This window comes from uncultured Mailhella sp., assembly GCF_963931295.1.
In the GTDB taxonomy this organism is placed as follows: domain Bacteria; phylum Desulfobacterota; class Desulfovibrionia; order Desulfovibrionales; family Desulfovibrionaceae; genus Mailhella.
Map to the genome: position 1 here is coordinate 892,890 of NZ_OZ007001.1, position 26,683 is coordinate 919,572.

The window sequence follows — 26,683 nt, forward strand, 5'->3', positions numbered from 1 at the left end:
GGGAAACTAATTTCGACTCGACCTGACAGTAGCCTCTTGCAAAGAAAACTCCGTTTTGATGGACGTACAAAAAAACATCAACCGGGCACCATGACCAACGAAGTTCGGATGGAAAGTTTCAACCAAAACGTCATCAAACACAAGACCGGGCTTCTCAATCTTGCCGCCGAGTTGGGCAACATCTCCAAAGCCTGTTGTATCATGGAGGATAGGGATACTTTTTACAGGTAGCAGGCTGCCCGTGATGCAGGCGGGGAGGAAGCGCTCTTTGAGGTCAGCCACAGAAAGCCACACCTGAAAAACCGGGTGGAAGAAGCGGCAGACCAGGCCGTTGTGGAATTTGCCACAGTCTTTTCGCCTCATGAACAACTTAGAGCCAGAACGAGTTGCGTAAAAGTGACATCTTTGCTTCGCCGTCCGTGGTACGGTCCATCTGGCTGCGACATAATCTTGCATCATGAAGCAAGGCCTGACGTCGCTGGAAAAGATGTCCACTAAGTAGGGGCTGGTGCAGCCTGAAGCGCAGGTACAGATCTAGAGCGTAAAGAGCGGGATGACGAGGCATCGGGAGAGCTTGAAAGCCATCATCCCGGCTATCTCGACAGCTAGGACACGTTTTATGTCGGTACGACTAAAGGCGTGGGACGCATTTATCAGTAAACCTTCGTGGACAACTACTCGAAGTGGGCGACAACCAAACTCTATACCACAAAAAAAACCTTACCGAAGCCGACCTCCTGAACGACCGGCTATTGCCCTTCTTTGCCTCTCAACAAATAAGGGTTATCCGTATCCTGTCAGGCATGTCCAGCTGAACAAATTCACCGTTGCATCTATCTGATTCGTGGATGATGGCGCAGAAGAAGCGGACGTCACCGTTTTTTCAAGATGGGACGGGGGGTCTCTCTTCTTTTCCTTCCGCTGTCTGAACTCACTTAGGTATTTGGTCAGAGTTTGGGGCTTTACCATAATGCCTTTTTCGTACAGCCGTTCGACGAGCTCCTGTACCCCAAAACCGCGCTTTCTTATACGCTCCAGCGTCGAGACCAGAACGAAGACGTCTTCTTTTACGAACATAGTTCTACTCCCCTCCAGAGTGACGGAAGCAAGGTTGAGAGTGGCGAAATCCTGTCTGATCTCCTTCACTGAGTGGAGGTGATAGCCATGATGGTCTTCCTGTGTTTGCCGGGGCTATGCCCCGGATTGGCGGTTTGCCTTTCCGGTCGAGCGGGAGATCGCCCACGCTTCACGAAGTGAAGCATAGTGGGCTATATCTTCGGCCTGTGCGAAGATTTTCCGATTGCGCCTTAGCGCCTCCCGCGAGCTGTCATTGCCTGCCGACGCTCTTCGTCACGCGCTTTCTGTTCCCATCGCTGCTGCCGTTTCTCTTCTTTGGGCTGGTGCTGTTCGGCACGTCTGCGCTCCACACACTGCAAAATGCAGCGGCCTTATTTCCCCCTGAAGCAAAAATTTCCGAACTCCATGATTCTCTTCATTTTCTTCAACTGAGATTCCTGTGCCTCTTTTTCCTCATGACTTTGTTTTCTGTGAGGCTTGTATTCCGAAGCGTGTCTGTTTCTTGCGCAGCTAGTTCACTTTCCGTTGCAGGCCTGCTTTCTCTGTCTGGACATGATGCTTGACGACAAACGCCTTTTCAGCTCTTCAAGAATAAAGGAGAATTTCGTCCAGTGCGGACGGACAATTAAAGAGTGAGCTTTCGGCAAGGAAGTCCCGCCCGCAGAACTTTTCCACCTCCCCCGCCTGCTGCAACTATGGTTTGTGATCTGACGGGTTGATGCCTCTGGACACCATGCGATTCGCGTCTTCTCGGCGCTCTTCGGCATCCTTAAGTACTACGGCAGGATATTCCCCGAAACTGGGCAATTTGCTCTGTCCGTCAAAGCGGTAGGCCATTCCCCAGAGGTTGATTTCTGTGGTGGGAATAAAGAGAGACAGGTCGTCGCCAAAATACCCGCGGGGCCTGATGTCGGATTTCAGACTAGGGACAGGGTATCGGCAAGAGGCCTGGCACGCCCTCGTTGGACGAGAATATGTCATAGGAAAAAATATTTTTTTCCGTGCGATGTCATGCCACATTTCTACCTGCGGACATATCCATAACATGTTTGGATGCAAGCGGACGACTCTGGACTTCGAGAACCCGTACAGCAAAGTCAGGACCGCCCTTCAAAGGTTGGTTTAATTTGGTTTTAAAAAAAAACGCCTTGCGATCACTCACAAGGCGTTGATTTCATTTGGCGTCCCCAGGCGGATTTGAACCGCCGTTGACGGCGTGAAAGGCCGCTGTCCTGGGCCGGCTAGACGATGGGGACACGGTGTTTACCGTGGCTGGGCTACAAGGACTCGAACCTTGATTATCGGAGCCAGAATCCGACGTCCTGCCAATTGAACGATAGCCCATCGGTGAGAAAGAGAACTACCAGAATCGCCGGAGAAGTCAAGCGATTCTTTCCGGAAATTTTAATTTTTTTTGTTTTTGTTGCTAACCGAGCCGTCTATGCGAGGAAAAACGTATGATAATCAAATGACATATCCACCATACGGCAATAACGGACACCAGCCCGATGAGCCATCCGACCACCACATCGAACGGATAGTTCTTGCCCACGTACACCTGCGAGAAGCCCACGCAGAACGGCAGAAGGTACACCCAGGGGTTGGAACGGTAGAACAGCAGGGAAAGCACCACGGCCACAGCCATGCAGGCCGCAGACGGCGAGGAAGGCATGGAGCCGCCGAGACCGGCGGTTTCAGTGGTGTTTTCGTCTATGACCAGCCACTGATCGGTTGCCGCGTCATAATAATTGGTGTCCATGAGCACCTGACAGGGACGCTCCCTGTCGATGGAAGACTTCAGCGCGCTGGTGGTAAGGTCGGTCACGCCCACGGAGAGGCCCATGAGCAGCACCAGCATGAGCACGCGCCCCACCGGCTCCAGAGAGCTGCGCCAGCAGTGCACGGCGTAGGCGATCACGCACACGAGCGCGCCCACCCACATGAGCCACACCTGAGAAAACAGGGGCATGAAGAAATTGAACACCGCATTATGAGCCGACACGTTGATGAGTTCAAACAGCGACTGATCGATAATCTGAAACATGGGAGCCTCTTGTATTCAGCAATAGTTCCTCAAAGTCACGGAAAGCCTGCCGGCAGCCGATACGCCGCAGGCGTTGGCGGGACGGTCCCGCAAAGTTCTGCCTACTCTATGCCGCCCCCGGCGTTTCCGTCAATCGTGTCGGCAGAGAGACGGTTCTGTTCCCACTGCCAGCGGGCGAGACCGTTGAATATGTTCTTGCGCCGCACCTTGCTGCCCGTGCACATGGCGTCGAGCACGTCCATCATGTCGGCGCGGCGCGTCTTGCCCGCCGACGGGCAGGGGTTAGAAAACACCGGCAGTTCCCACTGCCTCGCCGCGCGCACGATTTCCGCCTTGGAGAGCAGCATGAGCGGGCGGATGACCTGAAGCGCGCCGCCGAAAAACGGCTCGTTCATGCTCATGCCCGCCACCTTGCCGGTCTGCACCAGATTCATGAGGAAATTGGTCACCAGATCGTCGTTGTTGTGCCCGAAGGCCAGATGAGTGAGGTGATACTCGCGGCACAGGGCGAAGAGGCGCTTTCTGCGCAGCCTTGCGCAGTAGAAGCATGCGGAATTGCGCAGATTCTCGTCGGAGTGGCCGCGGGGGCCGTAATCCGTGACTTCGAGATGCCCGGCAATGCCCTCCCTGGCCAGCCATTCGGCAAGCGGCGCGTGATTGGTCGGATCAAAGCCGGGATTGAGATGCAGCGCCATAATTTCAAAAGGAAAAGGCACGATGCGCTGCCTGATCTGCAGCACCTTGAGCAGCACGAAACTGTCCACGCCGCCCGATACGGCCACGCCCACGCGCGCGCCCGGATGCAGCATGCCCGTGGACTGCATGGCCTTGCCTGCGGCCTTCACGCACACCTGCTGCGCGTAACTGAGCTTGCTTATACGGCTCACCCCTGATCTCCTGTGCCGGGCTTCCTGCCCGCCTGTCTTGTGTTGCCGCGCGAACAACGCCGCGCAAACCTCGCCCGCAAAGATGCGACAGACATCGCCTGCGGCCGCCCTCATGACGCGCGGGCGGCCCTTCCCTGCGGAAAGAGCCGCCTCGACGCTCATAAACGCGACGCCTTTGCGCGTCGCCCTATATTTTTACTGAAGCATGTCCTTGTCGTCGTCCCACACGGCGCTCAGCAGCGTGCGCACGCCGAATCCCGTTTCGCCCTTGGCGTTGATCGGACTCTCTCCGTTGTCCGCGGCGGCCATGTCGATGTGCGCCCAGCACACTCCTTCACGCACGAACTGCTGAAGAAACACGGCGGCGTTTATGACTCCGCCTTCGCGACGGCCGGAATTCGCCATGTCGGCGCAGGAACTCTTGAGGCCCTCAAGTCCCATGGCCGTCCAGAGGGGCAGACGCCAGTTGCGTTCGCCAAGCGCCATGCCGGCCTTGTGCAGCAGATCGGCCAGATCGTCGTCCGAAGCGAAGAGTCCGGCCGAGTCGGGGCCGAGCGCCACGGCGCAGGCTCCGGTGAGCGTGGCGATATCCACCAGACGGAAGGGCTCGTATTTTTCCTGCGCCCAGGCCAGGGCGTCGGCGAGCACCAGTCGGCCTTCGGCGTCGGTGTTCACGATTTCCACGGACTTGCCGTTTTTGGCGATCACGATGTCGCCGGGGCGGGTGGCGTGGCCGCCGGGCATGTTCTCCGCGCAGGCCATGATGCCCACCACGGGACGCTTCGGCTCCAGCGAAGGCGCAAGCTGACCGAGCGCCTCCATGACGCCGAGCACCGCCGCCGCGCCGGACATGTCGCCCTTCATTTCCTCCATGCCCTTGGCGGGCTTGAGGCTGATGCCGCCGGAATCAAAGCAGAGGCCCTTGCCCACGAGCACCACGGGCTTCTGCCCTTCCGAACCGCGGGGCGCATATTCCACCACCACCATGCGGGGCTCCTCGGACGAACCGCGGGCCACGGCCAGATAGGCGTTCATGCCTTCGGCGGCAAGTGCGTCGGGACCGAGCACGAGCGCCTTCATGCCGTACTTCGACGCCACGGCTTCGGCCTTCTGCGCAAAGGCCGAGGGCGTCATGACATTGGCCGGATCGTTGGCCGCGTCGCGCGCAAGCATGATGCCCCGCGCTTCCGCCTCGGCCATTCTCGCCTGAGCGCGCACGTCGTTCTCCACGTATTCGCCTTCCAGCATCAGGGCCAGCCAGCGGGGATCGGCGTGCGGGCTCTTCTCGCTCTTCCAGCGATCGTAGCGGTACAGCGCAAGATACGCGGCAATCACGGCCTCGCGCACCAGCGCATCGAAGCTCACGCCCAGCTTTTCGGCCACGCGGGCCAGCGACGCGCCGTCAAGCCCCACGGTGGCGAGATCATAGTCGCGGCAGCGGCGAACAGCCTTGCCCACCGCATAGCGGAACGCGGTCATGTCCGCCTTGCCGGCCTTGCCGAGTCCCACGCCCAGCACGCGGGAAATCTCCATGGCCTGCGGTCCGTAGAACATGACGGACTCATCCCTGCCGCCGTGAAAATCGCGCCACGCGGGCGCAATGCTGAGCCAGACAGCACTCTGAGCAAGCGCAGAGCAGGCTTCTTCCACGCCTTCGCCTTCAAAAACAAACGTGACGACCACATCCGCCTTCCACTGGGAAGGACCGCCGGTCTGAAAACGAATATCCATAAGTCACCTCAAACATCACTGTCGTTTCTTTTACGGGCGCGCCGCAACGCGGCTGCCACTGCACGCGCGGCCCGGGCCGCCTTTTCACCGAGGCATCGCACCCCGCCGACGGAAGCCGACGCACGCTGCATCCGAACTTCCGAAACATCACGAAACATCGTCAAAACGCCCCGCGCTCCGGGCCTGCGAGGCAAAACATGCCTTCCGCAGGGGCCGCCGCCGGGGCGCGAAACATCATCTGCGTTTTGCGCCCGTCTCCAGTCCCACGGCGCGGCGCAGCGCCGACACCTCGGCCTCAGAGAGCGGACGCACTCTTCCCGGAGCCAGACTTCCCAGCTGCAGCGGCCCTTCCTGCACTCTTTTCAGGCGCAGCACGGTAAAATCCACATCGCGGCACATGCGGCGAATCTGCCGGTTCAGGCCCTGATGCAGCACCATTTCCAAAAGCACGCCCCGCAGCGACGAAGGCAGCACCCGCACCTCCACGGGCGCGAGCCTGTCGCCTTCGGCAAGCGTCATGCCGCGGCGCATGAGAGAAAGCGCCGCCGACACCGAAGCCTCGCCCCGTTCCGGACGCACAAGCACATGGTACACCTTGGAAAGATGCCAGCGCGGATGGGTCAGACGGTGCGCCAGTTCTCCGTCGTCGGTAAGCAGAAGCAGCCCTTCCGAAAAAAAGTCGAGACGCCCCACGGGAAACAGCCGCCGACGCCGCCACGGCTCGGGCACGAGATCGAGCACGGTTTCGCGTCCTTCCGGATCGCTCGCCGTGGACACGATGCGCACGGGCTTGTTGAGCATGAGCCAGCAGGGCTGCCGACTCTCCTCCTTCAGCCTCACGGGACGCCCGTCCACCGACACCTCGTCGCCGGGCTGCACCCGCACGCCGGGGCTTTCCGCCACAATGCCGTTCACGCGAACTCTTCCGGCAAACACAAGCTCGTCGGCACTGCGGCGCGAGCACACTCCCGCATCCGCGAGCGCCTTGTTCAGTCTGATGCCTTCCGCCACTCTCTCCTCCTGCGGGGCTCCGCCCCGAAAAAAGTCGTCTTTCTCCACTGGCACATCGGGATAATGTGGGCTATCATACCATCCGTCAAGACCATTCGCCGCAGCGGATACCTTTTTCCTTTTAATAAAGAAACAAGGCCAGAACCGAACTCATGCATCTGCCCCCAGCCCTTACTTCCGCGCTGTTCTCCCATCTGTACACCGCCATCTGCGCCACCCTCCGCATTCGTGAGGAAAACCGCGCGGAAGTGGACGCCGTTCACGCCAGAGGAGAACGACTCATCTTCTGCCTCTGGCACGACGAGCTGTTTTCCCTCATTCCCATGGCGCGCCAGCTTCGCGTGGTGTCCATCGTCAGCCCCAGCAGCGACGGCGACATGCTTGCCCGCATTCTTGCCTCCAACAACGTGGGCGCCGTGCGCGGCTCCAGCACCCGCGGCGGCGTGCGCGCGCTGCTCAGCCTCGCCCGCATGATGAAGCACGAACAGGTTCACGCCTGCATTACCGTGGACGGCCCTGCCGGTCCGCGCCACAAGAGCAAGGAAGGCCCGCTTTTTCTGGCCAACCGCACCAATGCGCGCATCATGCCGGTGCGCATTTACGTCAAACACGCCCTGCGCTGCCCCACCTGGGACAAATTTCAGATTCCGCTGCCCTTTTCCCGCGTGATCATACGTTTCGGCCGCGCATGGGGAGAAGGCACAAAGGAAGTGCCGGACCTCGAACACACCACGCTGGCGCGCGCCAGAGAACGTCTGGACAAGGAGCTGCAACAGCTGGCCGTGGGGCTCATTCCGGGAGTCACGGCATGACGGGCGGCGAGCGTCTGCGTTTTCACCTGCTCTGCGGAGCGGGACATGTGCTGCGTCTTTTCGGCTTTCCCGGCACGGCCGTGCTCGGCAATCTCACGGGCCGCCTCATCTGGCGCTTTCTGCCTTCGCGCCGCAATCTTGCCGTAAACAACATCATGAAGCATCTCGGCATGTCCCGGGAGAAGGCGGAAGAAACGGCCAAAGCCAGCTTCTGCCACACCGGCCGCGCCTTTCTGGAAATTCTTCTCACCGGCAAGTTCGGCATGAATTCGCCGAGACTGCGCATAGCCTCGCCCGAGCTCATGCAGAAACTGCGCGAATGCGACCGCCCCATTGTGGCGGCCACTGCGCATTTCGGCTCCTGGGAACTGCTCGCCTCCATGCTCGGACAGCTCTATGCGCCGCCGAGACCGCGCATGGTGGTGGTGCGCCGATATCACGACGAAGCCGTGCAGGCCTTCATCGCCTCCTGCCGCGAGGCCACCGGGGCCGACATGATAGGTCACCGCAACGCGGCCATGAGCGTCATCCGCGCGCTGCACAAGAAGGGCATCGTTGCCTTTCTCGTGGATCACAACACCTCGTCTTCAGAAGCGGAATTTCTGCCCTTTCTCAACGAAACCGCGGCGGTGAACATGGGCCCTGCGCTGCTGGCCGTGCGGGCCAAGGCGCTGGTATGGCCCGTGGTGCTCGTGAGGGAAAAGGATCATTACGTCTTTCATCTCAAGGAGCCGCTCGACACCGCCACACTGGAAGGCAGCCGCGACGAACAGGTGAAGGCCGCCGCACTGTTCTACACTCAGGCCATCGAAAGCTTCATACGCGAACGACCGGAGCAGTGGTTCTGGATGCACGACCGCTGGAAGACCAAGGAAAAACCATCCGCCGCTTCTCACGACTCCGCGGCCGGACAGGGATAATCGAACGGCGTTCCGAAAACGGAACGCCGTTTTTCATGCCCTGCGCCGCCGGAAACAAACAGCGCCCTCGTTCTCGCCCTGCTCACATCAAAAACCGACCCCCCTCGACGCTGCCTGCTTTGCTGCAAAACTCAATCACGCTCCGCCCGCATTCTGCTGCGCAGAAAAAGCTCAAGCACCATGCCTGTCCTGCGGGCAGCCTTTCGCGCCCGCAAGTCGTTCCGGTTGTCGCGGCCCGGGGCCTCACCAGCCGCCGCCGAGCGCCACGCAGACCTGCGCCACGGCGGAAAGCTGCGCCGCGCGGCCTGCGGCAAGCTGCATCTGCGACGCGTACAGCGTGCGTTCCGCTTCCAGCACGTCGAGGTAGGGAGAATACCCGGACTCGTAGCGCACTCTGGCCAGCTCTGCGGCCTTTTCCATGCGCGCGGCGGCGTCGGCAAGGCTTTTCACGCTGTCCGCCGAGCCCTTCTGCGCGGCAAGCGCGGAACGAATGTCGCTGAACGCCTGCTGCACGGAAAGCTCGTAGGCCGCGGCCGCGGCCCGAACGGCGGCCTCCGCCTGACGCACGCCGCTCACGGTGCGGCCGAACGTGAATATCGGCAGCGACACGCCGCCGCCGAAATTCCATGTGCCCGCCGTGCCGGAAAACAGCCTGTCCAGCTCCGTGCTCGACGTGCCAAGACTGCCCGTCAGGCTGATGGACGGAAAAAACGCGGCCCGCGCCTCGCCCACCTGAAAATGCGCGGCGCGAAGCGAGGCTTCGGCGGAACGGATGTCCGGCCTGCGGGTCAGAAGTTCCGAAGGCAGCCCCACGGGAAGCTGTGGCGCGGCGGGAAGCGCAGCGAGCGGCGTTCCCCTCTTCGCCCTGCCGGAAAAAATTTCCTCCGGCGTTGCGCCGGTGAGCAGCAGAAGCGCGCCCTCGGCCTGTTCCAGACGGGTTTTCGCCTGCGCCAGACTGTCCTTCAAAGAATCCACCTGCGTACGCACGTTGAGGATGTCGAGCTCGCTGATGGCTCCTGCGGCGTACTGCTTTTCGTAAAGCGCGGCGGAACTCTCCCGAACCTTCAGCGTGCGCTCGGTCAGATCCCGCTGCTCGCGGTAGTTCAGCATGTCGAAATAGGCCGAACACACCTGCCCCGCCAGCGAAAGTTCCATGGCCTGCGCCGCGTCTTCCGCCGAGAGCAGATTCTCCCGCGCCGCGTCCGCCGCGTTGCGGTACCGGCCCCAGATGTCGAGCTCCCACGCGGCCTGCACCGCGCCGCTCCACAGAGAATCCACGCGCGAGGGCGCAGAAACGCTCCTTGCGCCCTGCCCGTCCAGAGCGTCTACGCGGTTCTCCAAGGCGCCGAGCTCGCGCACAAGACCGTAGGAAGCCGACGTGTCCAGACTCGCCCTGGCCCGCTCTCCGCTCCCCTGCGCCGAAATCTGCGGAAAAAGCCCGGCCCGGGCCAGTCCGAGCGCGGCACGGGCGCTGTCCACCCGGGCCAGACTCTGTTCCAGATTCCTGTTCTGCGCGAGCGCCCGCGACACAAGATCATTCAGCGCCTCGTCGTTGAAGCGCCGCCACCACTCCCGGGAAAGCTCGCCCGGCCGGGGTTTCGACTCGTCCCGCTCCCAGGAGGACGGCAGATCCTGCTCCGGCCGATGATAGTCCGGCGCAAAGGAACATCCTGAAAAGAACAACGCCGCCATCAGCAGCGAAAGCATGATCCGCATGACGTTTCCTCCCTGGCGGGCGGGGTTCGCCCGTGAATCGTTCCTCAACATGGGGGACGCAACCTGCGCCGCCATCCCCGCTCTTAGACCGAATCGGCCGCCGAAGCCGACGTTTTCGGCGCGCCTCACCGGGCCTCCGATTTGAACATGCCGGAAATCTTTTCCGAAATGCGCATGACCAGCACGAAGAAATAGGGCACGAGCAGCGGAGCCAGCACCGTGGCCGCCAGCATGCCGCACACCACGCTCACGCCGATGGACACGCGGCTTGCCGCGCCCGCGCCGGAACTGAAAGCCAGAGGCAGACAGCCCAGGATGAAGGCGATGGACGTCATGATGATGGGCCGGAACCGGAGCCTTGCGGCCTCCACGGCGGCCTCTTCCAGGTCGCGCCCCTGATCGTGCAGCTCCACCGCGAACTCGATAATGAGAATGGCGTTCTTGCAGGCCAGGCCGAGCAGCGTGATGATGGCCACCTGCGTGTAGATGTCGTTGCTGAGTCCCACGAGCCAGTTGCCAAGAATGGCGCCGAAGACCGCAAAGGGCACGGCCGAAATCACGGCGAGCGGCAGCGTCCAGCGTTCATACTGCGCGGCAAGAATGAGAAAGATCATGAGCAGGCTCAGGCCGAGCACGCCGAAATCCGTGCCGCCGGTTTCCACTTCCTGATACGTCACGCCCGACCAGGCGTAGGAATAGCCCTGCGGGAGCGAGGCCGCCGCCTTTTCCAGCGCCGCGATGGCCTGCCCGGAGCTTGCGCCCGCCGCGGGATTGCCCGTGATCTTGGCGGACAGAAGTCCGTTGAAGTGCGAAACCGTGGACGGCCCGCTGCTGGTCTGCACCGTCACAAGCGAGGTGAGCGGAATCTGACTGCCGTCCGACGCGGTCACGTAGAGCGAACGCATGCTGTCCGGCAGGCTGCGGTACGGGGCGTCGGCCTGCATCATGACCTTGAAGGTGCGGCCCGACAGGTTGAAGTCGTTGATGTAGGTGGAGCCGAGGGTTGCGCCGAGCATGTTGTACACCTGCCCGCAGTCCGCGCCGGACATGACGGCCTTTTCCCTGTCCAGATGCACGAAAAGACGCGGCGAATCCACGCTGAAGGCGCTGTTCACGCCCGCAAGTTCCGGCATCTTCGAGGCTTCCGCGGCAAAGCGGTCGGCCACGGCGGCAAGCTGCGCCGGCGTGCCCGAGGTGGTTTGAATTTCCATGTCGAAACCGCCGGTATTGCTCATGCCCATGATGGGAGGCGGATTGAAGGGCAGCACCAGGCCGCGGCTCTCGCGCAGACCGAGCGCGTAGATTTCGCGCAGCGTGTCGGCCACGCCGAGGCCCGGCTTTTCTCGCTCGTCCCAGGGCTTCAGCTGAATGAACAGCGTGCCTGCGCTCGCATCCAGCGTGCTGTTCACCAGATCGTAGCCGGACAGACTCAAAACGTGCGCCACGGCAGGCAGCTTCCGCACGGCCTCGCTCACGCTGGTAACGAGCTCGCGCGTTTTGGGCAGCGCCGACCCTTCGGGCAGGGAAATGGTACACATGAGCGAGCCCTGATCCTCTTCCGGCACCAGCGTGGTGGGCACCCGCGTGAACAGCCACGCCGTGCCGAGGCAGAGCGCCACAAGAATGCCGCAGGAAATCAGCCCGTGCCGCAGAAAGAACAGCACAAGATGCGAGAATCCCTCGGTGACGGCGTCAAAGAAGCGGTTGAACCAGCGAAACGGAGCCCACGGCTCCCGACGTTCCTTTTTCAGAAGCTGGAGGCACAGCGCGGGCGTGAGCGTGAGGGCCACCACGCCGGAAATCACCACGGCAATGGCGATGGTCACGGCAAACTGCCGGTACATGACGCCCGCCAGACCGCCGAGAAAGCCCACGGGAATGAACACCGAACAGAGCACGAACACGATGGCGACCACGGCCGATGTCACTTCGTTCATGGCCACGGCCGTGGCTCCCGCCACGTCGAGCCCCTCGGTACGCAGCACGCGCTCCACGTTTTCCAGCACCACGATGGCGTCGTCCACCACCATGCCGATGGCCAGAACCAGCGCAAAGAGCGTGAGCGTGTTGATGGAAAAATCCAGAAGATACACGCCCGCAAACGTGCCCACCAGCGCGATGGGCACGGCCAAACAGGGAATGAGCGTGGCCCGCCAGTCCTGCAGAAAAAGATACACCACGGCAAACACGAGCAGCATGGCTTCCAGCAGCGTGCGCACCACCTCTTCCACGGAGAGGCGCACGAAAATGGTGGTGTCGTAGGGAACCACGTAGCCGAGCCCCTCGGGAAAATACCGGGACTGCTCCTCCATGTAGGCGGCCACGCGTTCGGCGGTGTTCAACGCGTTGCTGCCCGGCGCCAGGAATATGGCCAGCGGAATGGCGGTGGCTCCGTCGATGGCGCAGGCAAAGTTGTAGCTTTCCGCGCCGAGCTCCACGCGGCCCACGTCGCGCAGGCGCAGCACGCCGCCTTCCGGCGAGGCGCGGAGTATGATGTCGCCGAACTGCTCCGCCGTCACAAGACGCCCCTCGCCCTGAATCTGCCACGTCATGGTCAGCGCGTCGGAGCCGGGCTGACTGCCCACGCTGCCCAGCGAATACTGCGCGTTCTGATCGCTCACGGCCTGCGAAATGTCGCTCGTGCTCACGCCGAGCTCCGCCATGCGCGGCGGATCTAGCCAGATGCGCATGGCGTGATCGCGGCTGCCTATGATCTGCGCCTGTCCCACGCCGGGCACGCGCTTGAGCCCGTCGAGCAGGTTCACGAGCGCGTAGTTGCTGAGATAGGTGGCGTCGTACATGCCGCCCTTGGAATACAGCGCCACGATTTCCAGAATGGCGGGAGAAAAGGTGTCCACGGTGACGCCGTACTGCCTCACGATTTCCGGCAGCATGGGCGTGGCCGCCTGCACGCGGTTGTTCACGTTCACCTGCGCCACGTCGGGATCCGTGCCCACGGCGAAGGTGACGGAAATCTGCATCGAGCCGCTGGAAGAGCTCACCGAGCTCATGTAGATCATGTCGGACACGCCGTTGATCTGCTCCTCGATGGGCGTGGCCACGGTCTGGGCGATGACCTCGGGACTTGCGCCGGGATACTGCGCGTTCACCGTGATGGTGGGCGGAATGAGATCGGGATACTGCGCCACGGGCAGCGCCCGTATGGACAGAAGTCCGGCCAGCACGATGAACACGGAAAGCACCATGGAAAGCACGGGCCTGCGCAGGAAAAAGCCCGCGCGGGAAGAAACCGGCGCGGCTCCGGACACGGGCGAAGAAGCGGAAACCTTGCTTTTGTTCTGCGAATCGTCACTCATGGCCTGCCTCCCTAACGGGAGCGGGAGCGTCTTCCACGCCGCCTCCCGTGACGGCGGGCTGCGAGGAATCCGGCGTGTCGAGCGGATCGGGTTCCGGGCGCTGGATCATGAGCTCGGCATGCACGGCGCTGCCCGGCGTCACCTTGTTCTGTCCCTGCACCACAATGCGCTGCCCGGGTTTGAGCCCCTCTTCCAGAAGAAAGAAACTGCCGAAGGCCGGGCCCAGCGTCACGGGAGCAAGCGAGGCTCTGTCGGCCTCGTCCAGCACATAGACGGCCGTGCCCTTTTCCGTCTGCATGAGCGCCTCCTGCGGAATCATGAGCGCGCCGACAAGTCGTGCCCCGCCCACGCGCACAAGCACGAACTGCCCGGGCAGAAGCTTGCCTTCGGGATTGGGAAAACGGGCCTTCGCGCGCACCGCGCTCGTGGAGGAGTCCACCTGCGTGTCGAGAAAGATCACCGAACCCTGCCGGTCGTAGGATACGCCTTCCAGAAGACGCAGATCCGCGCTCGACCCCTCGCCGTAGCTCACCGCCCTGCCCTGCGATTCCATGTCGCGCATGGAAAAAAGTTCCACGCTCGGCACGGAGAATTCCACATCCATGGGATCGCTCTGATTGAGGTAGGTCAGCGTGCTGTCCGTGCCCACCAGATTGCCCGTGCGGGTGACTTCGCGGCTCGTGTAGCCGGAAAAGGGCGCCGTCACGCGGCAGTAGCCGAGGCGGATGCGCGCGTCGTTCACCGCGGCCTGCGCCGATTCGCGCCGGCCCTGCGCGCCGCGCCAGGCGGCGTAGGCGCTGTCGCGCTCCTGACGGCTCACGGCGTTGGAGGCGTAGAGCTTCTGCACGCGGTCGTATTCCTTGCGGGCGTTGTCGAGCGTGCTTGCGGCGTCGGCGAGCTGTCCTTCCGCCTGAAGCAGCGCGGCCCGGTAGGGAGCTTCGTCTATCTCGAAAAGCACGGTTCCCTGCTTCACGAACGCGCCTTCCTGAAACAGCCGCTTCTCAAGAATGCCCGACACCTGCGGCTTCACCGCGGCGGAACGGCTGCCCGTGGTCTGTCCCATGAATGTGGCGTAGAGTGGCACGTCCATGCGTTCGAGTTTCACCGCCTTCACGAGCGGCGGCGGAAGGCTCGCCCCGGCGGACGACTTTTTTCCGTCCTCATCGCAGGCGACAAGAGAAAGACACAGCAGCGCAGCGCCGCAGGCTCGCAGGATATTCATGAGCTCTCCTCCTGACTGTGAACGTTCCGCCCGGCGCTTCCGCAGGAATCGACCTTTTCGGCGCGATCGGAAGGGGAAATCTGAACGCGCATTGACAAAAGTCCGGACGAACGTAGATTATGGCAATCTCCTTTCTCTTAATACGGCGATGAAAAGCACGCCATGAGGTTCTGTATGAGTCCTTTTATTCTTCGCGGTTTCCTTATCGGCAGTTCCGTCGGCATCTTTGCCGTGCTCCTCGGATTCGTGAACACGGCGGAAGGCATCGTGTTCGGCTCCACCATGGGACTGCTTGCCGGACTCACCTCCGGAAAGCTTTATGAAAAAAGAATGCATGACAAACGGAATCAGAAGAAATAACGCGCGCAGCCCTCAGCCGGACGCCGGACTTTTGCGGCGTCCGCGCAAAAGGCACGCCGCATGCACAGCACTCCCCGCATTTTCTGCAACGAAGCGGGGGCGCTTTGCATCCTGCGCCCCTGTTCAGACACGACAAAAGGGCGACGGAGTGAAACTCCGTCGCCCTTTCCTGTTTTTTCATGACTTGCCGCCCATCGCCGCGGCTCAAATATTTCCCCTCAGCACAAGCGAGGGAACGAAAGACTCTTTTCGGAACCTCAGCGCACGGGAGAAGCCTTGAGCGAATGCTTCAGGGCCTTGTCTATCTTCACGTCCACGAACTGCCCGGGACGCCCTTCGCCCTGCGGCATGCTCACGTTCACCATGTCGCCCCAGGGATCGCGGCCCTGCCATTCGTTGCCGCCCTCTTCCTGCCGATGGCTCGGTCCTTCGAGCAGCACGTCGGTCTCAAGTCCCACGCGGGTGCGCAGCCACGCTTCGGCGCGCTCGTTCTGAAGGCTCTGGAGCCGGTCAAGTCTCTCAAGCTGCACTTCGTGCGGAATCTTGAACGGCATGGCCGATGCGCGCGTGCCCGGCCTGTCGGAATAGCAGAAGGAAAAGCTCGACATGAAGCCGCAGCTGTCTATGGCCTTCAGCGTGTCTTCAAATTCCTCCTCCGTTTCGGAAGGGAAGCCCACGATGAGATCCGTGGAAAGCGCAATGTCGGGTCTTGCCTTTCGCAGCGCCTCCACCACGGAAAGATAGCGCTCCATGTCGTAGCCGCGGCCCATCTTTTTCAGCATGGAGTCGGAACCGGACTGAAGCGGCAGATGCAGCCTCGGGCAAAGCTGCGGAAGTTCGGCGAACATGTCGATGGTTTCCTGAGAAAAATCGCGAGGATGCGCCGACACGAAACGAATGCGCCGCAGTCCCGGAATGGCCGCCACCTGACGCAGCAGCTCGGGGAAGCTGGTGCCGTCGCCGCTCTTGTCGTTGCCGAACACGTTGACGTTCTGACCGAGCAGCGTGATGTCGCCTGCGCCGCGCGCCACCCAGGCGCGGCATTCGTCGATCACGGCCTTCGTGGAGCGCGACTTGCGGGGGCCGCGCGTGTAAGGCACGATGCAGTAGGCGCAGAAGTTGTCGCAGCCCTGCATGATGTTCACGTAGGCCACGGGCGTGACGCCGTCCTGTTCAGGGCGGCCCGCCGCGTCCACCAGGCAGGGATCACGATCGGGAAACACGTCGGTGAAGTCAAGGAAGGAAAGTTTCAGCCTGGGCTCGTTCAGCAGACGCACGAAGGCTCCGGGCACGGAGGCCACGCCGTCGCTGCCCGCCACCAGACGCACCTGCGGGTGACGACGCATGAGCTCTTCGCCGAGCTGCTGGGCCACGCATCCGGCCACGCCCACCACGGCGCGCGGATTGGCCCGCTGCACGCGGCCGAGCGCGCTGTACACCTTCTGTTCCGGCTTCTCGCGCACGGAGCAGGTGTTGAGAAACACCACGTCGGCCTCTTCCAGCGGCTTTTCCTCAAAGCCGAGCCGCATGAGCGCGCGCTCCACCCACTGGGAATCGTTGACGTTCATCTGACAGCCGAACGTAATGCAGTGAAATCCGGGCTTGCCCATCCTTGTCTCCTGAAAAACCGCTCCGGAAGGAACGTTCGCTTTTCGGACGGCGCTCCTTCCGACTCAGCCGTCCTCATTGATTCCAAACTCAGATCCCGGCCCGACATTTCGGCCGCCCGCGTTGCCGCGCCCTGAGAGAGCGCCTCTTTACGCCCGGCCGCAGGCCGCCGCGCCGACGTTAGAATCCGCACGCGCCCGAGCAGCATGCGGTGCTTAGCCCGGCCCGGGCCAAGGCGGAACATCCGCCCTTCGCCGCCCACAAGGCAGGCAAAACGCACGCGCCTTCGCTACATGCCGAAGAAACGCCGGGCATTGTCGCCCGCAAGCGTCCAGAGTTCCGCCGCGCTCATGCCGAGCTCTCCGGCCAGACGTTCCGCCGTAAACACGCAAAGCGCCGGTTCATTGGTCTTGCCGCGCCACGGCACGGGCGCCAGATAGGGACAGTCCGTTTCCAGCATGAGCCGCTCCGGCAGCACGGCGTGCAGCGCCTCGCGCACCTCGCCGTTGGCCTTGAATGTGGACGCCCCGCCGAAGGCGATGTGCCATCCGCGATCCATGATCTGCTTCGCCCTCGCCGCGTCGCCGCCGAAACAGTGCCAGAGCAGCGGCCTGCCCGGCATGTCCTCTTCGTCGAGAATGGCGAACATCTTGTCCCACGCGTCGCGGGCATGAATGACCACGGGCTTGTCCAGTTCCTTCGCCAGCCGAAGCTGTCTGCGGAACCACGGCTCCTGAAGCGCGGACGGAGAATAGCCTTCCTCGTAATGATAATCCAGCCCTATTTCCCCGATGGCCCGCACCAGCGGATCGTTTTTCACCGCATCGACAAGGTGTTCCCATTCCTCCTCGTCGGCGGTGAGCACGTCTTCGGGATGCAGGCCGCGCACAAAGCAGATGTCCGGGGCCTTCGTCAGCGCGGCCGCGGCATCGAGAATCGCGCTGCGGTTCGCCGCGTAGCGCTCGTGCTGAAGAAACATGTGAACAATGAGCGACACGCCGGAAGAGGCGGCGCGTTCCAGCATGCCGGAAAGATCGGGCAGCAGTCGCTCGTCGTCGAGATGCGCGTGACTGTCCGCGCCGGTGAAGGGCAGGCCGAGACTCTGCGGCAGCGGCCTGTTCTTGGGTGAAGACATGGCTTATTCCTGTGTCCGGGCCGCGAGTTTGCGCTCCACGTCGCGCCACACGGCTTCGGGGTCGATGTTCTTCATGCAGGCAAAGTGCCCCTTCGGACACGTCTTGTGTCCGTGCAGTCCGCAGGGACGGCAGGAAAGCTCCGTCTCAATGACGGTGCTCTCCCCTCCGCGCGGCGCAAAGCCGAGCGCCTGCACCGTGGGGCCGAACAGCGCCGTCACCGGCGTGTGCTGCGCCCAGGCAAGATGCATGGGGCCGGAATCGTTGGTCACGTAGTCGTCCAGACGGCCCAGCACGGCGGCCAGAGAAAGCAGCGACGTTCTGCCCGAAAGGTCGAGAAACCGGGGCTCGTCCCCGCGAACGCCCGCAAGACTCCGCACCTTCGCGGCGGTTTCCTCTTCGCCGGGGCCCGCCAGAAGCACGACGTTCACGTTCTGCTCCAGCGCCCGGCGCAGGATAAAGGCAAAGCCTTCCGGAGTCCAGCGCTTGGTAGGCCACACCGAACCGGGATGCAGACCTATGGTTTTGCCCTCGGGCAGCGGCGAAAGCAGCGCCCCTGCCTCTTCCACGGCGCGGGGCGGCAGCGAAAGCTCGGGCCAGCGCAACGTTTCGTCGTTCAGCACTGCGCGGGGCACGTCCAGAGCTTCCGCGAGAAGCAGCAGACGTTCTATTTCCTGAAGTTCATGGAAACGGCGGCCGATGCGGCGCGTAAAGACGAAGCGCGAAAGCGCGGCCTCGGCATAGCCCACGCGCACCGGCGCGCGGCTGGCCCACGCCATGTACGAACTGCGAAGGCTGAGATGCGCGTCCACCCAGATGTCGTAGGCGCGCCCCGCAATGCCGCGTCCCTCGCGAAACATTGCGGCCAGGCCCTTGTCCTTTCCGCGCTTGTCGCAGGAGAACACGCGGGAAATCTCGGGCTGAGCCTCGTACAGGGAGGCCAGTCCGCCGCGCACGTAGAAATCCAGCTCCGCGTCGGGCCAGGCGGCCTTGAGCACGCGGATGAGCGGCAACGTAAGAACGGAATCTCCGAGAAACGCGGTGTTCCAGACGGCGATGCGCATGACGACCTCAGCAGATGCGGGGCAGCTGCGCCCCTTCCAGCATGGAAAGAAGTCTTGAGCCGCCCATAAAGGTGCGCAGTTCCACGCGGGGCTTTTCCGCAGCCGTAATGCTGCCGATGATCGCGGCCTCGGCGCCGAATTCGCACGACTTCATCACCTCGAGCGCCGCCTGCGCCTTTTCCCCGGGCAGAATGCAGATGAGCTTGCCCTCATTGGCAAGATAGAGCGGGTCCAGACCAAGCACGTCGCAGCCTGCGCGCACGCTGTCATGCACGGGCACGGCGCTCTCCTCCACCACGCAGCCCACGCCGGACTGCTCGGCTATTTCGTTGAGCGTGGTGGCAAGGCCGCCGCGCGTGGGATCGCGCAGCACGTGAATGTCGCCCACTTCCGTGATGAGCCGCTCCACCATGCGGTTCAGTGGCGCGCTGTCGCTCGCTGCGTCCCCGGCAAAGGAAAGGCCGTCGCGTCTTGCCATGACGGTCAGCCCATGATCGCCCATGGAACCGCTCACGAGCACGGCGTCGCCGGGGCGGGCCGCATGTCCGGAAGGCGCAGGCGAGGCGATCACTTCCCCCACGCCCGCCGTAGTGATGAACATCTTGTCGCACGCGCCCCTGGGAACCACCTTGGTGTCGCCGGTCACGATGTCCACGCCAGCCTTTTTCGCGGCGCGGGCCATGTCTTCCACCACGCGCTCAAGCACGTCGAGCTCCAGCCCTTCCTCTATGATGAAGGCGCAGGAAAGATACCGGGGACGCGCGCCCAGCATGGACACGTCGTTCACCGTACCGTGTACCGCCAGAGAGCCGATGCTGCCGCCCGGGAAAAACAGCGGCGTCACGGTGTAGCCGTCGGTGCTCATGGCCACGGGCCCCTTCAGATCAAGCAGGGCCGCATCGTCCATGCGGCGCAGAATGCCGTTGTCAAAATGCCGGAGAAAAACATCGGCGATAAGCCGCTGCGACGCTCTGCCGCCGCTTCCGCTGTCGAGAAGAATCTTCATGGCTGGCCCTTGGAAAAACAAAGAAAATTCAGGCCCGAAAGGCCCGGACCTTCCGCCCCGAACGCGCGGCGGAAAGTCACATGCAGGGCGCAACCCTAGCACAAATCCGGGCAAAGGGAAACGCCCGGGCCCCCGCCCTTCTCGGGAGGGAGTCCGGGCGTCGCACGAACCTGGAGCAATGTCGAACAAACGGAGCGGCCTTTCCGCGGCGCTCCGAATGGGGCGGGATGTCGAAGAGCGACGTTCCTTACAGACGCGAAGCGTACACGGCCGCGATCTGCTCTTCCGAGAGCGGCACGTAGTTGTTGCGCAGAAGTCTCTGCTGCGTGGCAAGCACGCTGGAGGCAAATGCGGGAACGTCGGTTTCCGTCATGCCGTATTCACGCAGACGCTTCAGCGGAAGAATGGCCGACAGCAGATCGCCGAGCCTGTCGAACGCTTCGTCCTTTCCGCAGTCGAGCAGCGACGCCAGAAACGCTTCCAGCTCCGCAAGACGACCATCGTTCCTGACGGCTCGGTAGGCCTTCAGCACCGCCACGAACACCGAATAGTTGGACTCGCCGTGCGGCACGTGATAGGTGCCGCCGAGCGGATAGCTCAGCGCATGCACGGCGGCGCATCCTGCCGTGCCGAAGGCCAGTCCCGCAAAGTTGCTGGCAATGAGAAAGTCCTTCATGAGCGACTCGCGGGCCTGCGGGCCGTCGCGGCGGATGACCTGATAGCCGCGCAGAATCATTTCCATGGCCTTCACGCTGAAAATGTGGGTGTAGGGCGTGGCGCGGGGTGAAAGCGCCGACTCCACGGCATGCACCAGCGCGTCGATGGAACTTGTGGCAAATACGCCGTAAGGCAGACTGGAAAGCAGCTCGGGCACAAGCACGGCCTTCGAGGCGAACATGGCGGGAGACACCAGGCCCATCTTGGTTCCCAGCGTCGTTCTGTTGAGAATGGAAATATTGGTCACTTCGCTGCCCGTTCCGCAGGTCGTGGGCAGAATGATCAGCTCGCGCCGCGCGGAAAGATTGGCCATGTCGCGGTACAGATCGTCCACACGGGCGCCTTCCGGAGCCACGGCCAGCACCTTGGCGATGTCGATGATGGTGCCCCCGCCCACGGCAATGACGCGGCGGCAGCTCTTGCCTTCTATGCTCTCAAGAATGGCGTTCACCATGACGTCGGAAGGTTCGCCCGCTCCGAACGCCTCCTGATACACGACCGACGCCGGCAGATTCATGGAGCCGAAAAAGGGCTCGTAGATGTACTTGTTGGTCAGGATGATATCGTCGGCCGAAATGCGGAACTGTTCCGCGAATTCACGGCAGGTGTCGAAGTAATGAAGTTCCGGTTTGAACTGTAGCTGCAGCATGATTTCCTCCTGCGTTGATATGCAAACCATGCCCCGTGTTCTGCACGTTCCGTGCCATATAAAAATTTATTTTATTTTTCAGCGTATTAGTATAAGCAAGCCCCGATTTCTTCTCCCTCATTTGCATATTCGCAAAACAGAACCGCCGACGCCCGGGCAGCCGGAAGGGCGAGCTTGCAAAAGGATCAGTGAATTTCCACGGACAGCCCCTCTTCCTGAAAGATGTCCACAATGGCTTCCAGTCTTTCCTGCGGCAAAGCCAGCTGTCCGTAGCTGAAAGGCAGCCCCATCTGGGCGTACTTGTCCTGACAGATCGGGGAAAAAACCTCAAGAATGTGAAAGAACGAGCCGGTGCGCTTCACGATGCGGGCGATGTTGCGCATGGTGGTGTCGTCGTCGTTGAAGTCGGGAACAATCAGGGTGCGGCTGTTGATTTCCAGCTGCGGAAATTCCGCCACGATGCGCTCGAAGTTGCAGAGAATGCGGGAATTGTCCACGCCTGTTCCCCGGCGGTGGGCCAGAGGATCGCTGTGCTGAATGCTGAAAAACAGCAGGTCCGTTTCCCGCAGGGCGGCGATGGTGTGCGGGGCATCGAGATCGAAAAATCCGCAGGTTTCCATGGCGGTGTGCAGTCCCTCGGCATGCGCAAGGCGCATGAGCGCGGCCGCTTCCTGCGGATGCATCATGGGCTCGCCCCCGGAAAGCGTAATGCCGCCCCCGTTCATGACGTAGTCCTTGTCCTTGAGCACGTCCTCCATGATTTCCTCCGGGCTCATGAGGCGGCTGCTCATGAACAGCGCTCCGGACGGGCAGCGGGAAACGCATTCTCCGCAGTTGACGCAGCGGTCGCGGGCCACGCGTATGGCGTTCTTGCTGCTGTAGATGGCGGAACTCGAACAGGAATCCAGGCAGTGACCACACAGGGACTGACCTATGCACTTTTCCGTATTGCAAACGAGCACGGGGCGGTTCAGGCGGCATTCCGGGTTGCAGCACCAGAAGCAGCGCAGCGGGCATCCGGCAAAGAAAATCGTGGTGCGCAGTCCGTGTCCCGGACAGGGGGAAAAATGCTGGATTCCGCTGACGAGGCAGCGCAAGGATTCATGGGACATATTTTTTCTCCTGCGCAGCATGTTTCTGCACCAGATGATATTTGACGAGCTTGCGCCAGAGCGTGGAAAAATGAACGTCGAGCGCTTCCGAAACCGCCTGGATGGACCCGTAACGCTCCATGGCCCGCTCAAGATAGCTCTTTTCAAAGGCGGCCAGGGCATCCTTGAGCGAGAGCCTGCCATCCTCCAGCTCCGGCAGCTCCGTAAGCCGGGCCGACGAGCCGGCGGGCTGCGTGATGTCCGGCAGAGACACATGTTCCACCCGCGCCTGCTCCGTCAGCTGGTATTCCTGCTGCAGCCTGGCGGGCAGATCGTGCAGCCCCAGCGTATCGCCTTCGCTCATCACGAGCAGCCATTCCATGATGTTGATGAGCTCCCGCATGTTGCCCCGGAACGGATACCGCAAAAGCCAGTGCAAAAGCTCGGGAGACATTTTCTTGGAGGCGCTGTTCTGCGTATTGTACTGCTCGATGAGCTGATCGATCATGGCCCGCACGTCTTCCGGCCGTTCGCGCAGGGGCGGAATGACGAGAGGAATGACGTTGAGCCGGTAAAACAGATCCCGCCGGAAATTCCCCTTTTCCACCTCCTCGGCCAGATTCTTGTTGGTGGCGGCAAGAATGCGGATGTCCACCGACGTCCTCTTTGTGCCGCCCACACGGATGAAAGATTTTTTTTCAAATACTTCCAGGAGCTTTGACTGAAGACTGTATTGCAACTCGCCGATTTCGTCCAGAAAAAGCATGCCCTTGTCCGCTGTTTCGATAAGGCCCATCTTGCCGTGGGCGCTTGCGCCGGTGAACGCGCCTTTCTCGTAGCCGAAGAGTTCGCTTTCCAGAAGCTGTTCGGGAATGGCTCCGCAGTTGATGACCACGAAGGGGCGGGAACTGCGGCTGCTGTTGTTGTGGATGAGCGAGGCAAGCATGGTCTTGCCCACGCCGGATTCTCCGGTGATAAGCACGCACGAGCTGGTCTTGCTCACCTTGAGCGCCTGCTGCACCACCTGATTCATGACGGAGCTGTGGATGGTAAAGCCCGAGGCGTTGCACAGTCTCTGCAGTTCGGCCGAAGGCAGGCTGGGCTTGGGCGCGGCGGAAACCGACGTCTTCGTTTCCGGCTCCGCGGGGGAGGGAGCCGGATGCTTGAGCTGGAGCATCACGCGGAACAGATTGCCCGAATCGTCGAACGAAGGCGTGGCGCAGCCCTGAAAGACCTGTCCCGTGGGAAGCGCGACCGGCATGGTCACGCGCTTTCTGGACTCGCTCGCCTGCTTGAAGAGCGAAACCAGATTGCGGGGAGAGCGCTGAATATCCTCGATGTGCCGGCCCACCAGCCCCTGACGGCCCAGCAGGATGAGTTTTTCATAGGCGGAGTTGACGTGACGCACCTCGCCGCGGCGGTTCAGCGAGAGAAAGACGTCCTCGAACTGATCGACCACGGTTTCAAATTCGCGCACGATGTTCTGATACTCGGGAAACTCATGCACCACGGCGTTGAAATTGTTGATGTCCTGCATCATGGTGATGACGCCAGCCGTTCCGCCGTTGTGCCTGACGGGCATGCGGCTCACCAGCACGGTGGCCATGGGCAGGCGCAGCAGGGAGCAGACCTGCGGAATGCCCGTGGCCAGCACTTTTTTCACTTCCACCCAGTCGTGCGGACTGAAATCCGCGAGAGGAAATCCCGCTCTGGGAATGCTGCTGCCCTGATGCAGCAGCTGCGCCGCCTGATTGACGTGATAAAGAACGCCTTCGGCGTCAACAAGCAGCACGCCCACGGAAAGAGCCTCGGTAAAGGTCCGTATTTCCTCAAGGGGAAGGAAGGACAGCGAGGATACGGGGAGCTTTTCTTCTCTGATGGATTTCGTCATGGCAACGCCGCCTGCTATCGGGCGCTCTGGAGCGGACATTTGTAGGTGAACGCCGCTGAGGGGAAGGAGTATCCCTGAGCGTTGAAGCTCGGAATATTGAGAAACAAACTATTGTACTCATAAGGGGAGTTGCGCAACAACGTCAATTCTGCAGGGCTTAGAACCTGAAAGCGCAAAAACCAGTGCGACTGCCTGCACCATGTCTGAATCACGGAAGCGAGCGTGTCGAGCCCGGTGGAACCGCACACCTGGCCGGGCAGCAGCGTGGCAAACATGACCCGCGCGCCCAGAGACGGAATGTCTGGATTCTGCGCCGCCACCTCCGAACTCAGCGCCACGGTCGGCCCCATGCTGCTCACAATGTGGGACGGCGTCACGCCGAAGGAGAAATTAGTGCCCGCGAAACGGCCGTCGGCCGTGGCCCCGGAAACCCGTCCCATGGCAATGTGCGCCTTCACTGGCACATAGAATATTTCTCCGCGGCCGCCGTAGCTGTTCACCTCGCTGCGGGCGCGGACAAGAAGAAAGCGGTCAATCTTCCGTCCAATTTCGTCCACCCAGTCAATGCCGTTGCCGTATTTCGGACAGTTCAGGCAAAGCTGGCGCACGTCTTCGTATCCTTCGAAATTGGCGGCCAGCATTTCCAGCATGCGCGGGAGGGAAAAAAGCCTTTTCTCAAACACCAGCGTGCGGAGAGCGGCCAGCGAGTCCACCACCGTGGCAAAACCTATCACGCCGAGAAATCCGCCGATGCTGCGGCCTTCCGGCACCACGCCCACGGACATGTCCACCCCGTGCTTCATGCACAGGTCGTGCAGGCTGGAAAGCAGCGGCGAGGCCATGTGCAGCGGACGCAGCCGCTCAAGAATGGCCTGCTGCTGAAAGGCCAGATCGAGAATGTGCAGAAGCTGCGCGCGGAACCGCTTCATGAGCTCGTCGAAGCTGCGTATGTCGGCGGCGGAGCCCGTGGCAAGTCCCGTGCGACGATTCGGACTCGGCGAACAGAATCCGTCGTTCAGGGCCATTTCGAGCACGGCGGGCAGATTCAGCCAGGCGGCCCCGACGAAATAGGTGTCCCGATTGATGAGTCTCGCCTCGGAGTAGCCGCTGCCGCAGTAGTCGCGCGCCTCTTCCGCCGTGGCTCCGTTGGCCTGCTGTCTGGCGATGATGGTTTCGTCGTTGAACAGCACCGGACTGCTGCCCTTCTTCTGCGTGGCCCGGCACACTTCGCGGATGAAGTCCGGCGGCGTGTTCTTGTGAATGCGCACCCCGAGATACGGATAGTCGAGGGGAAATTCCGACGCCGAGCGCAGAATGAGAAACGAAAGTTCGTTGGTGGCGTCTCCGCCGCCGGCGAGCTGTCCGCCCAGCGTGGTCAGCTCCCAGTGCGCGAGATCCTCGTAGAGCTTGGCGCCCGTGGGCGACGGCTTGAGGCGCACGAACTGAGCGATGTGACACCACAGATCGTCGAGATACTCCCGCGCCTTCTGTTCCGTAAGCATGCCGGAACCGACGTCCTGCCGGTACAGAGGCCAGAGATACTGATCCATGCGGCCGTTGCTCACGTTACCGCCGAACTCCGCCTCCATGCGGGAAACCATCTGCGTAAACCACTGAGACTGAAGCGCGTCGATGAAGGTTTCGGCCGGCTCCCACGGCACGCGGCGGCAGCGTTCGGCCAGCTCCAGACGGTTCTTCTGCTGATCTTCCGTATTCGCGGCCAGGGCCTGTTCCTCGGCCAGCACGGCAAAGCGTTCGGCAAACAGCCGTATGCCCCGGCAGATTTCCATGACCGCCGTGTAGAAATCGCGCTGCGAATCCGAGGCACACTGCGCCCTCAGGCGTTCGGCGTCCTCGGCAATGCCCCGGAATCCGCGACGGATGACCTTGCCGTAATCCAGAGCCCACTGCAGGGAATGGCGCACCGTGGCCGTTTCCTGAACGATGAAGGCCGGATGCGCGGGGTCGTCGTCAACGTACAGCAGATTTCTGAGCTCTTCGGGCAGCTCGGCGTAGAAATGCTCCTGATAGGTGCGGCCGTGCCAGTACGGCATCACCTTGTCGCGCACGAGATCCATGTCGCCTTCGGAAAGGAAGAAGTCTTCCGGCGCAAAGTTTTTGCCTTCCACAAAGGCGTTGTCGAGCTCGGGATAAAAAATGCCGTAGCGGCCGGGACCGAAGGAACCGGCCAGCAGCTCGTCGGAGGACAGATCCACCGGAACATGCTCGAGCACGTGGGTGAGCGCGCGGGCCCAGCGCAGCGGCAGGGGCTGTCCTTCCGTGCTCTGCATGGATTCGGTGAAGTACAGCGCCCTGTCCATGAGCAGACGGGGCCGGAAAGAGGAGATGCGGCTGATGCGCCTGCGCAGATGAGAAGGCCGCCTGTACGACGCGGTATTCTGTCCCTGATCCATAACTCCCCCGAGG

The 26,683-nt window shown here is 61.9% G+C and carries 21 protein-coding genes and 2 tRNA genes; 3 read left to right on the forward strand and 20 right to left on the reverse strand.

Features of this window, described 5'->3' with window-relative positions; genetic code table 11:
- Positions 1-6 precede the first annotated feature (6 nt).
- From ABGT79_RS03525 to ABGT79_RS03565, 9 genes are all read right to left on the reverse strand, one after another.
- A complete protein-coding gene (locus tag ABGT79_RS03525; RefSeq protein WP_346665033.1) occupies positions 7-363 on the reverse strand; it encodes a hypothetical protein in 357 nt (118 codons plus the stop codon).
- Between the two features lie 420 nt (positions 364-783).
- The gene (locus tag ABGT79_RS03530; RefSeq protein WP_346665034.1) at positions 784-1,077 is read right to left on the reverse strand and encodes a hypothetical protein; all 294 of its coding nucleotides are present in this window, start codon (positions 1,075-1,077) and stop codon (positions 784-786) included.
- Positions 1,078-1,770: 693 nt separating this feature from the next.
- On the reverse strand, positions 1,771-2,124 hold the full coding sequence (locus ABGT79_RS03535; RefSeq protein ID WP_346665035.1) for an Arm DNA-binding domain-containing protein: 354 nt from the start codon (positions 2,122-2,124) through the stop codon (positions 1,771-1,773).
- Between the two features lie 132 nt (positions 2,125-2,256).
- A tRNA-Glu gene (locus ABGT79_RS03540) sits at positions 2,257-2,333 on the reverse strand.
- 13 nt (positions 2,334-2,346) lie between these two features.
- A tRNA-Gln gene (locus ABGT79_RS03545) sits at positions 2,347-2,421 on the reverse strand.
- Between the two features lie 82 nt (positions 2,422-2,503).
- On the reverse strand, positions 2,504-3,121 hold the full coding sequence (locus tag ABGT79_RS03550) for a phosphatase PAP2 family protein (RefSeq protein ID WP_294485532.1): 618 nt from the start codon (positions 3,119-3,121) through the stop codon (positions 2,504-2,506).
- A 101-nt stretch (positions 3,122-3,222) separates the two neighbouring features.
- Positions 3,223-4,008: a tRNA 2-thiocytidine biosynthesis TtcA family protein gene (locus tag ABGT79_RS03555; RefSeq protein WP_346665036.1), complete on the reverse strand. Its 786-nt coding sequence runs from the start codon at positions 4,006-4,008 to the stop codon at positions 3,223-3,225.
- Between the two features lie 195 nt (positions 4,009-4,203).
- Positions 4,204-5,739 (reverse strand): leucyl aminopeptidase, encoded by a 1,536-nt coding sequence (locus ABGT79_RS03560; protein ID WP_346665037.1) that lies wholly within the window; start codon positions 5,737-5,739, stop codon positions 4,204-4,206.
- A 234-nt stretch (positions 5,740-5,973) separates the two neighbouring features.
- Entirely contained in the window at positions 5,974-6,750 is a 777-nt protein-coding gene (locus ABGT79_RS03565) for a pseudouridine synthase (protein WP_346665038.1), read from the reverse strand.
- A gap of 152 nt (positions 6,751-6,902) precedes the next feature.
- On the opposite strand from ABGT79_RS03565, the gene ABGT79_RS03570 reads away from it, so the two are divergent.
- Positions 6,903-7,562 carry a lysophospholipid acyltransferase family protein gene (locus ABGT79_RS03570; RefSeq protein ID WP_346665039.1) on the forward strand — a complete coding sequence of 220 codons (660 nt, stop codon included), beginning with the start codon at positions 6,903-6,905 and terminating at the stop codon, positions 7,560-7,562.
- Complete coding sequence (locus ABGT79_RS03575) at positions 7,559-8,482, forward strand: lysophospholipid acyltransferase family protein (RefSeq protein WP_346665040.1); 924 nt, start codon at positions 7,559-7,561, stop codon at positions 8,480-8,482. The genes ABGT79_RS03570 and ABGT79_RS03575 overlap by 4 nt, the downstream gene beginning before the upstream one ends.
- A 243-nt stretch (positions 8,483-8,725) precedes the next feature.
- Here the strand turns inward: ABGT79_RS03575 and ABGT79_RS03580 are convergent, their stop codons facing one another.
- From ABGT79_RS03580 to ABGT79_RS03590, 3 genes are all read right to left on the reverse strand, one after another.
- Positions 8,726-10,198 (reverse strand): efflux transporter outer membrane subunit, encoded by a 1,473-nt coding sequence (locus ABGT79_RS03580; RefSeq protein ID WP_346665041.1) that lies wholly within the window; start codon positions 10,196-10,198, stop codon positions 8,726-8,728.
- Positions 10,199-10,323: 125 nt separating this feature from the next.
- A complete protein-coding gene (locus ABGT79_RS03585; RefSeq protein WP_346665042.1) occupies positions 10,324-13,515 on the reverse strand; it encodes a multidrug efflux RND transporter permease subunit in 3,192 nt (1,063 codons plus the stop codon).
- Complete coding sequence (locus ABGT79_RS03590) at positions 13,508-14,737, reverse strand: efflux RND transporter periplasmic adaptor subunit (protein WP_346665043.1); 1,230 nt, start codon at positions 14,735-14,737, stop codon at positions 13,508-13,510. Before ABGT79_RS03590 ends, ABGT79_RS03585 begins: the two co-directional genes overlap by 8 nt.
- A gap of 174 nt (positions 14,738-14,911) precedes the next feature.
- On the opposite strand from ABGT79_RS03590, the gene ABGT79_RS03595 reads away from it, so the two are divergent.
- Positions 14,912-15,097, forward strand: coding sequence for a hypothetical protein (locus tag ABGT79_RS03595; protein WP_346665044.1), 186 nt, complete (start codon positions 14,912-14,914; stop codon positions 15,095-15,097).
- 257 nt (positions 15,098-15,354) lie between these two features.
- On the opposite strand, the gene miaB is transcribed toward ABGT79_RS03595, so the two are convergent.
- From miaB to ABGT79_RS03635, 8 genes are all read right to left on the reverse strand, one after another.
- Positions 15,355-16,707 (reverse strand): tRNA (N6-isopentenyl adenosine(37)-C2)-methylthiotransferase MiaB, encoded by a 1,353-nt coding sequence (gene miaB, locus ABGT79_RS03600; protein WP_346665045.1) that lies wholly within the window; start codon positions 16,705-16,707, stop codon positions 15,355-15,357.
- 287 nt (positions 16,708-16,994) lie between these two features.
- Positions 16,995-17,840, reverse strand: a complete 846-nt coding sequence (locus ABGT79_RS03605; protein ID WP_346665046.1) for a TatD family hydrolase — start codon at positions 17,838-17,840, stop codon at positions 16,995-16,997.
- A 3-nt stretch (positions 17,841-17,843) separates the two neighbouring features.
- Complete coding sequence (locus ABGT79_RS03610) at positions 17,844-18,902, reverse strand: glycosyltransferase family 9 protein (RefSeq protein WP_346665047.1); 1,059 nt, start codon at positions 18,900-18,902, stop codon at positions 17,844-17,846.
- A 7-nt stretch (positions 18,903-18,909) separates the two neighbouring features.
- The gene (gene hypE / locus ABGT79_RS03615) at positions 18,910-19,908 is read right to left on the reverse strand and encodes a hydrogenase expression/formation protein HypE (RefSeq protein ID WP_346665048.1); all 999 of its coding nucleotides are present in this window, start codon (positions 19,906-19,908) and stop codon (positions 18,910-18,912) included.
- Between the two features lie 247 nt (positions 19,909-20,155).
- On the reverse strand, positions 20,156-21,274 hold the full coding sequence (locus ABGT79_RS03620; RefSeq protein WP_346665049.1) for a 4-hydroxybutyrate dehydrogenase: 1,119 nt from the start codon (positions 21,272-21,274) through the stop codon (positions 20,156-20,158).
- 185 nt (positions 21,275-21,459) lie between these two features.
- Positions 21,460-22,386: a glycyl-radical enzyme activating protein gene (locus ABGT79_RS03625; RefSeq protein ID WP_346665050.1), complete on the reverse strand. Its 927-nt coding sequence runs from the start codon at positions 22,384-22,386 to the stop codon at positions 21,460-21,462.
- Positions 22,376-24,256 (reverse strand): sigma 54-interacting transcriptional regulator, encoded by a 1,881-nt coding sequence (locus ABGT79_RS03630; RefSeq protein WP_346665051.1) that lies wholly within the window; start codon positions 24,254-24,256, stop codon positions 22,376-22,378. The genes ABGT79_RS03625 and ABGT79_RS03630 overlap by 11 nt, the downstream gene beginning before the upstream one ends.
- Before the next feature lie 14 nt (positions 24,257-24,270).
- The gene (locus ABGT79_RS03635; RefSeq protein ID WP_346665052.1) at positions 24,271-26,670 is read right to left on the reverse strand and encodes a pyruvate formate lyase family protein; all 2,400 of its coding nucleotides are present in this window, start codon (positions 26,668-26,670) and stop codon (positions 24,271-24,273) included.
- Positions 26,671-26,683: the final 13 nt, after the last annotated feature.

Coding starts and splice junctions, on each gene's coding strand:
- ABGT79_RS03525 (WP_346665033.1), bottom strand. CDS start 363: ATGAGGCGAAAAGACTGTGGCAAATTCCACAACGGCCTGGTCTGCCGC.
- ABGT79_RS03530 (WP_346665034.1), bottom strand. CDS start 1,077: ATGTTCGTAAAAGAAGACGTCTTCGTTCTGGTCTCGACGCTGGAGCGT.
- ABGT79_RS03535 (WP_346665035.1), bottom strand. CDS start 2,124: ATGTTATGGATATGTCCGCAGGTAGAAATGTGGCATGACATCGCACGG.
- ABGT79_RS03550 (WP_294485532.1), bottom strand. CDS start 3,121: ATGTTTCAGATTATCGATCAGTCGCTGTTTGAACTCATCAACGTGTCG.
- ABGT79_RS03560 (WP_346665037.1), bottom strand. CDS start 5,739: ATGGATATTCGTTTTCAGACCGGCGGTCCTTCCCAGTGGAAGGCGGAT.
- ABGT79_RS03570 (WP_346665039.1), top strand. CDS start 6,903: ATGCATCTGCCCCCAGCCCTTACTTCCGCGCTGTTCTCCCATCTGTAC.
- ABGT79_RS03575 (WP_346665040.1), top strand. CDS start 7,559: ATGACGGGCGGCGAGCGTCTGCGTTTTCACCTGCTCTGCGGAGCGGGA.
- ABGT79_RS03580 (WP_346665041.1), bottom strand. CDS start 10,198: ATGCGGATCATGCTTTCGCTGCTGATGGCGGCGTTGTTCTTTTCAGGA.
- ABGT79_RS03585 (WP_346665042.1), bottom strand. CDS start 13,515: ATGAGTGACGATTCGCAGAACAAAAGCAAGGTTTCCGCTTCTTCGCCC.
- ABGT79_RS03590 (WP_346665043.1), bottom strand. CDS start 14,737: ATGAATATCCTGCGAGCCTGCGGCGCTGCGCTGCTGTGTCTTTCTCTT.
- ABGT79_RS03595 (WP_346665044.1), top strand. CDS start 14,912: ATGAGTCCTTTTATTCTTCGCGGTTTCCTTATCGGCAGTTCCGTCGGC.
- miaB (WP_346665045.1), bottom strand. CDS start 16,707: ATGGGCAAGCCCGGATTTCACTGCATTACGTTCGGCTGTCAGATGAAC.
- ABGT79_RS03605 (WP_346665046.1), bottom strand. CDS start 17,840: ATGTCTTCACCCAAGAACAGGCCGCTGCCGCAGAGTCTCGGCCTGCCC.
- ABGT79_RS03610 (WP_346665047.1), bottom strand. CDS start 18,902: ATGCGCATCGCCGTCTGGAACACCGCGTTTCTCGGAGATTCCGTTCTT.
- hypE (WP_346665048.1), bottom strand. CDS start 19,908: ATGAAGATTCTTCTCGACAGCGGAAGCGGCGGCAGAGCGTCGCAGCGG.
- ABGT79_RS03620 (WP_346665049.1), bottom strand. CDS start 21,274: ATGCTGCAGCTACAGTTCAAACCGGAACTTCATTACTTCGACACCTGC.
- ABGT79_RS03625 (WP_346665050.1), bottom strand. CDS start 22,386: ATGTCCCATGAATCCTTGCGCTGCCTCGTCAGCGGAATCCAGCATTTT.
- ABGT79_RS03630 (WP_346665051.1), bottom strand. CDS start 24,256: ATGACGAAATCCATCAGAGAAGAAAAGCTCCCCGTATCCTCGCTGTCC.
- ABGT79_RS03635 (WP_346665052.1), bottom strand. CDS start 26,670: ATGGATCAGGGACAGAATACCGCGTCGTACAGGCGGCCTTCTCATCTG.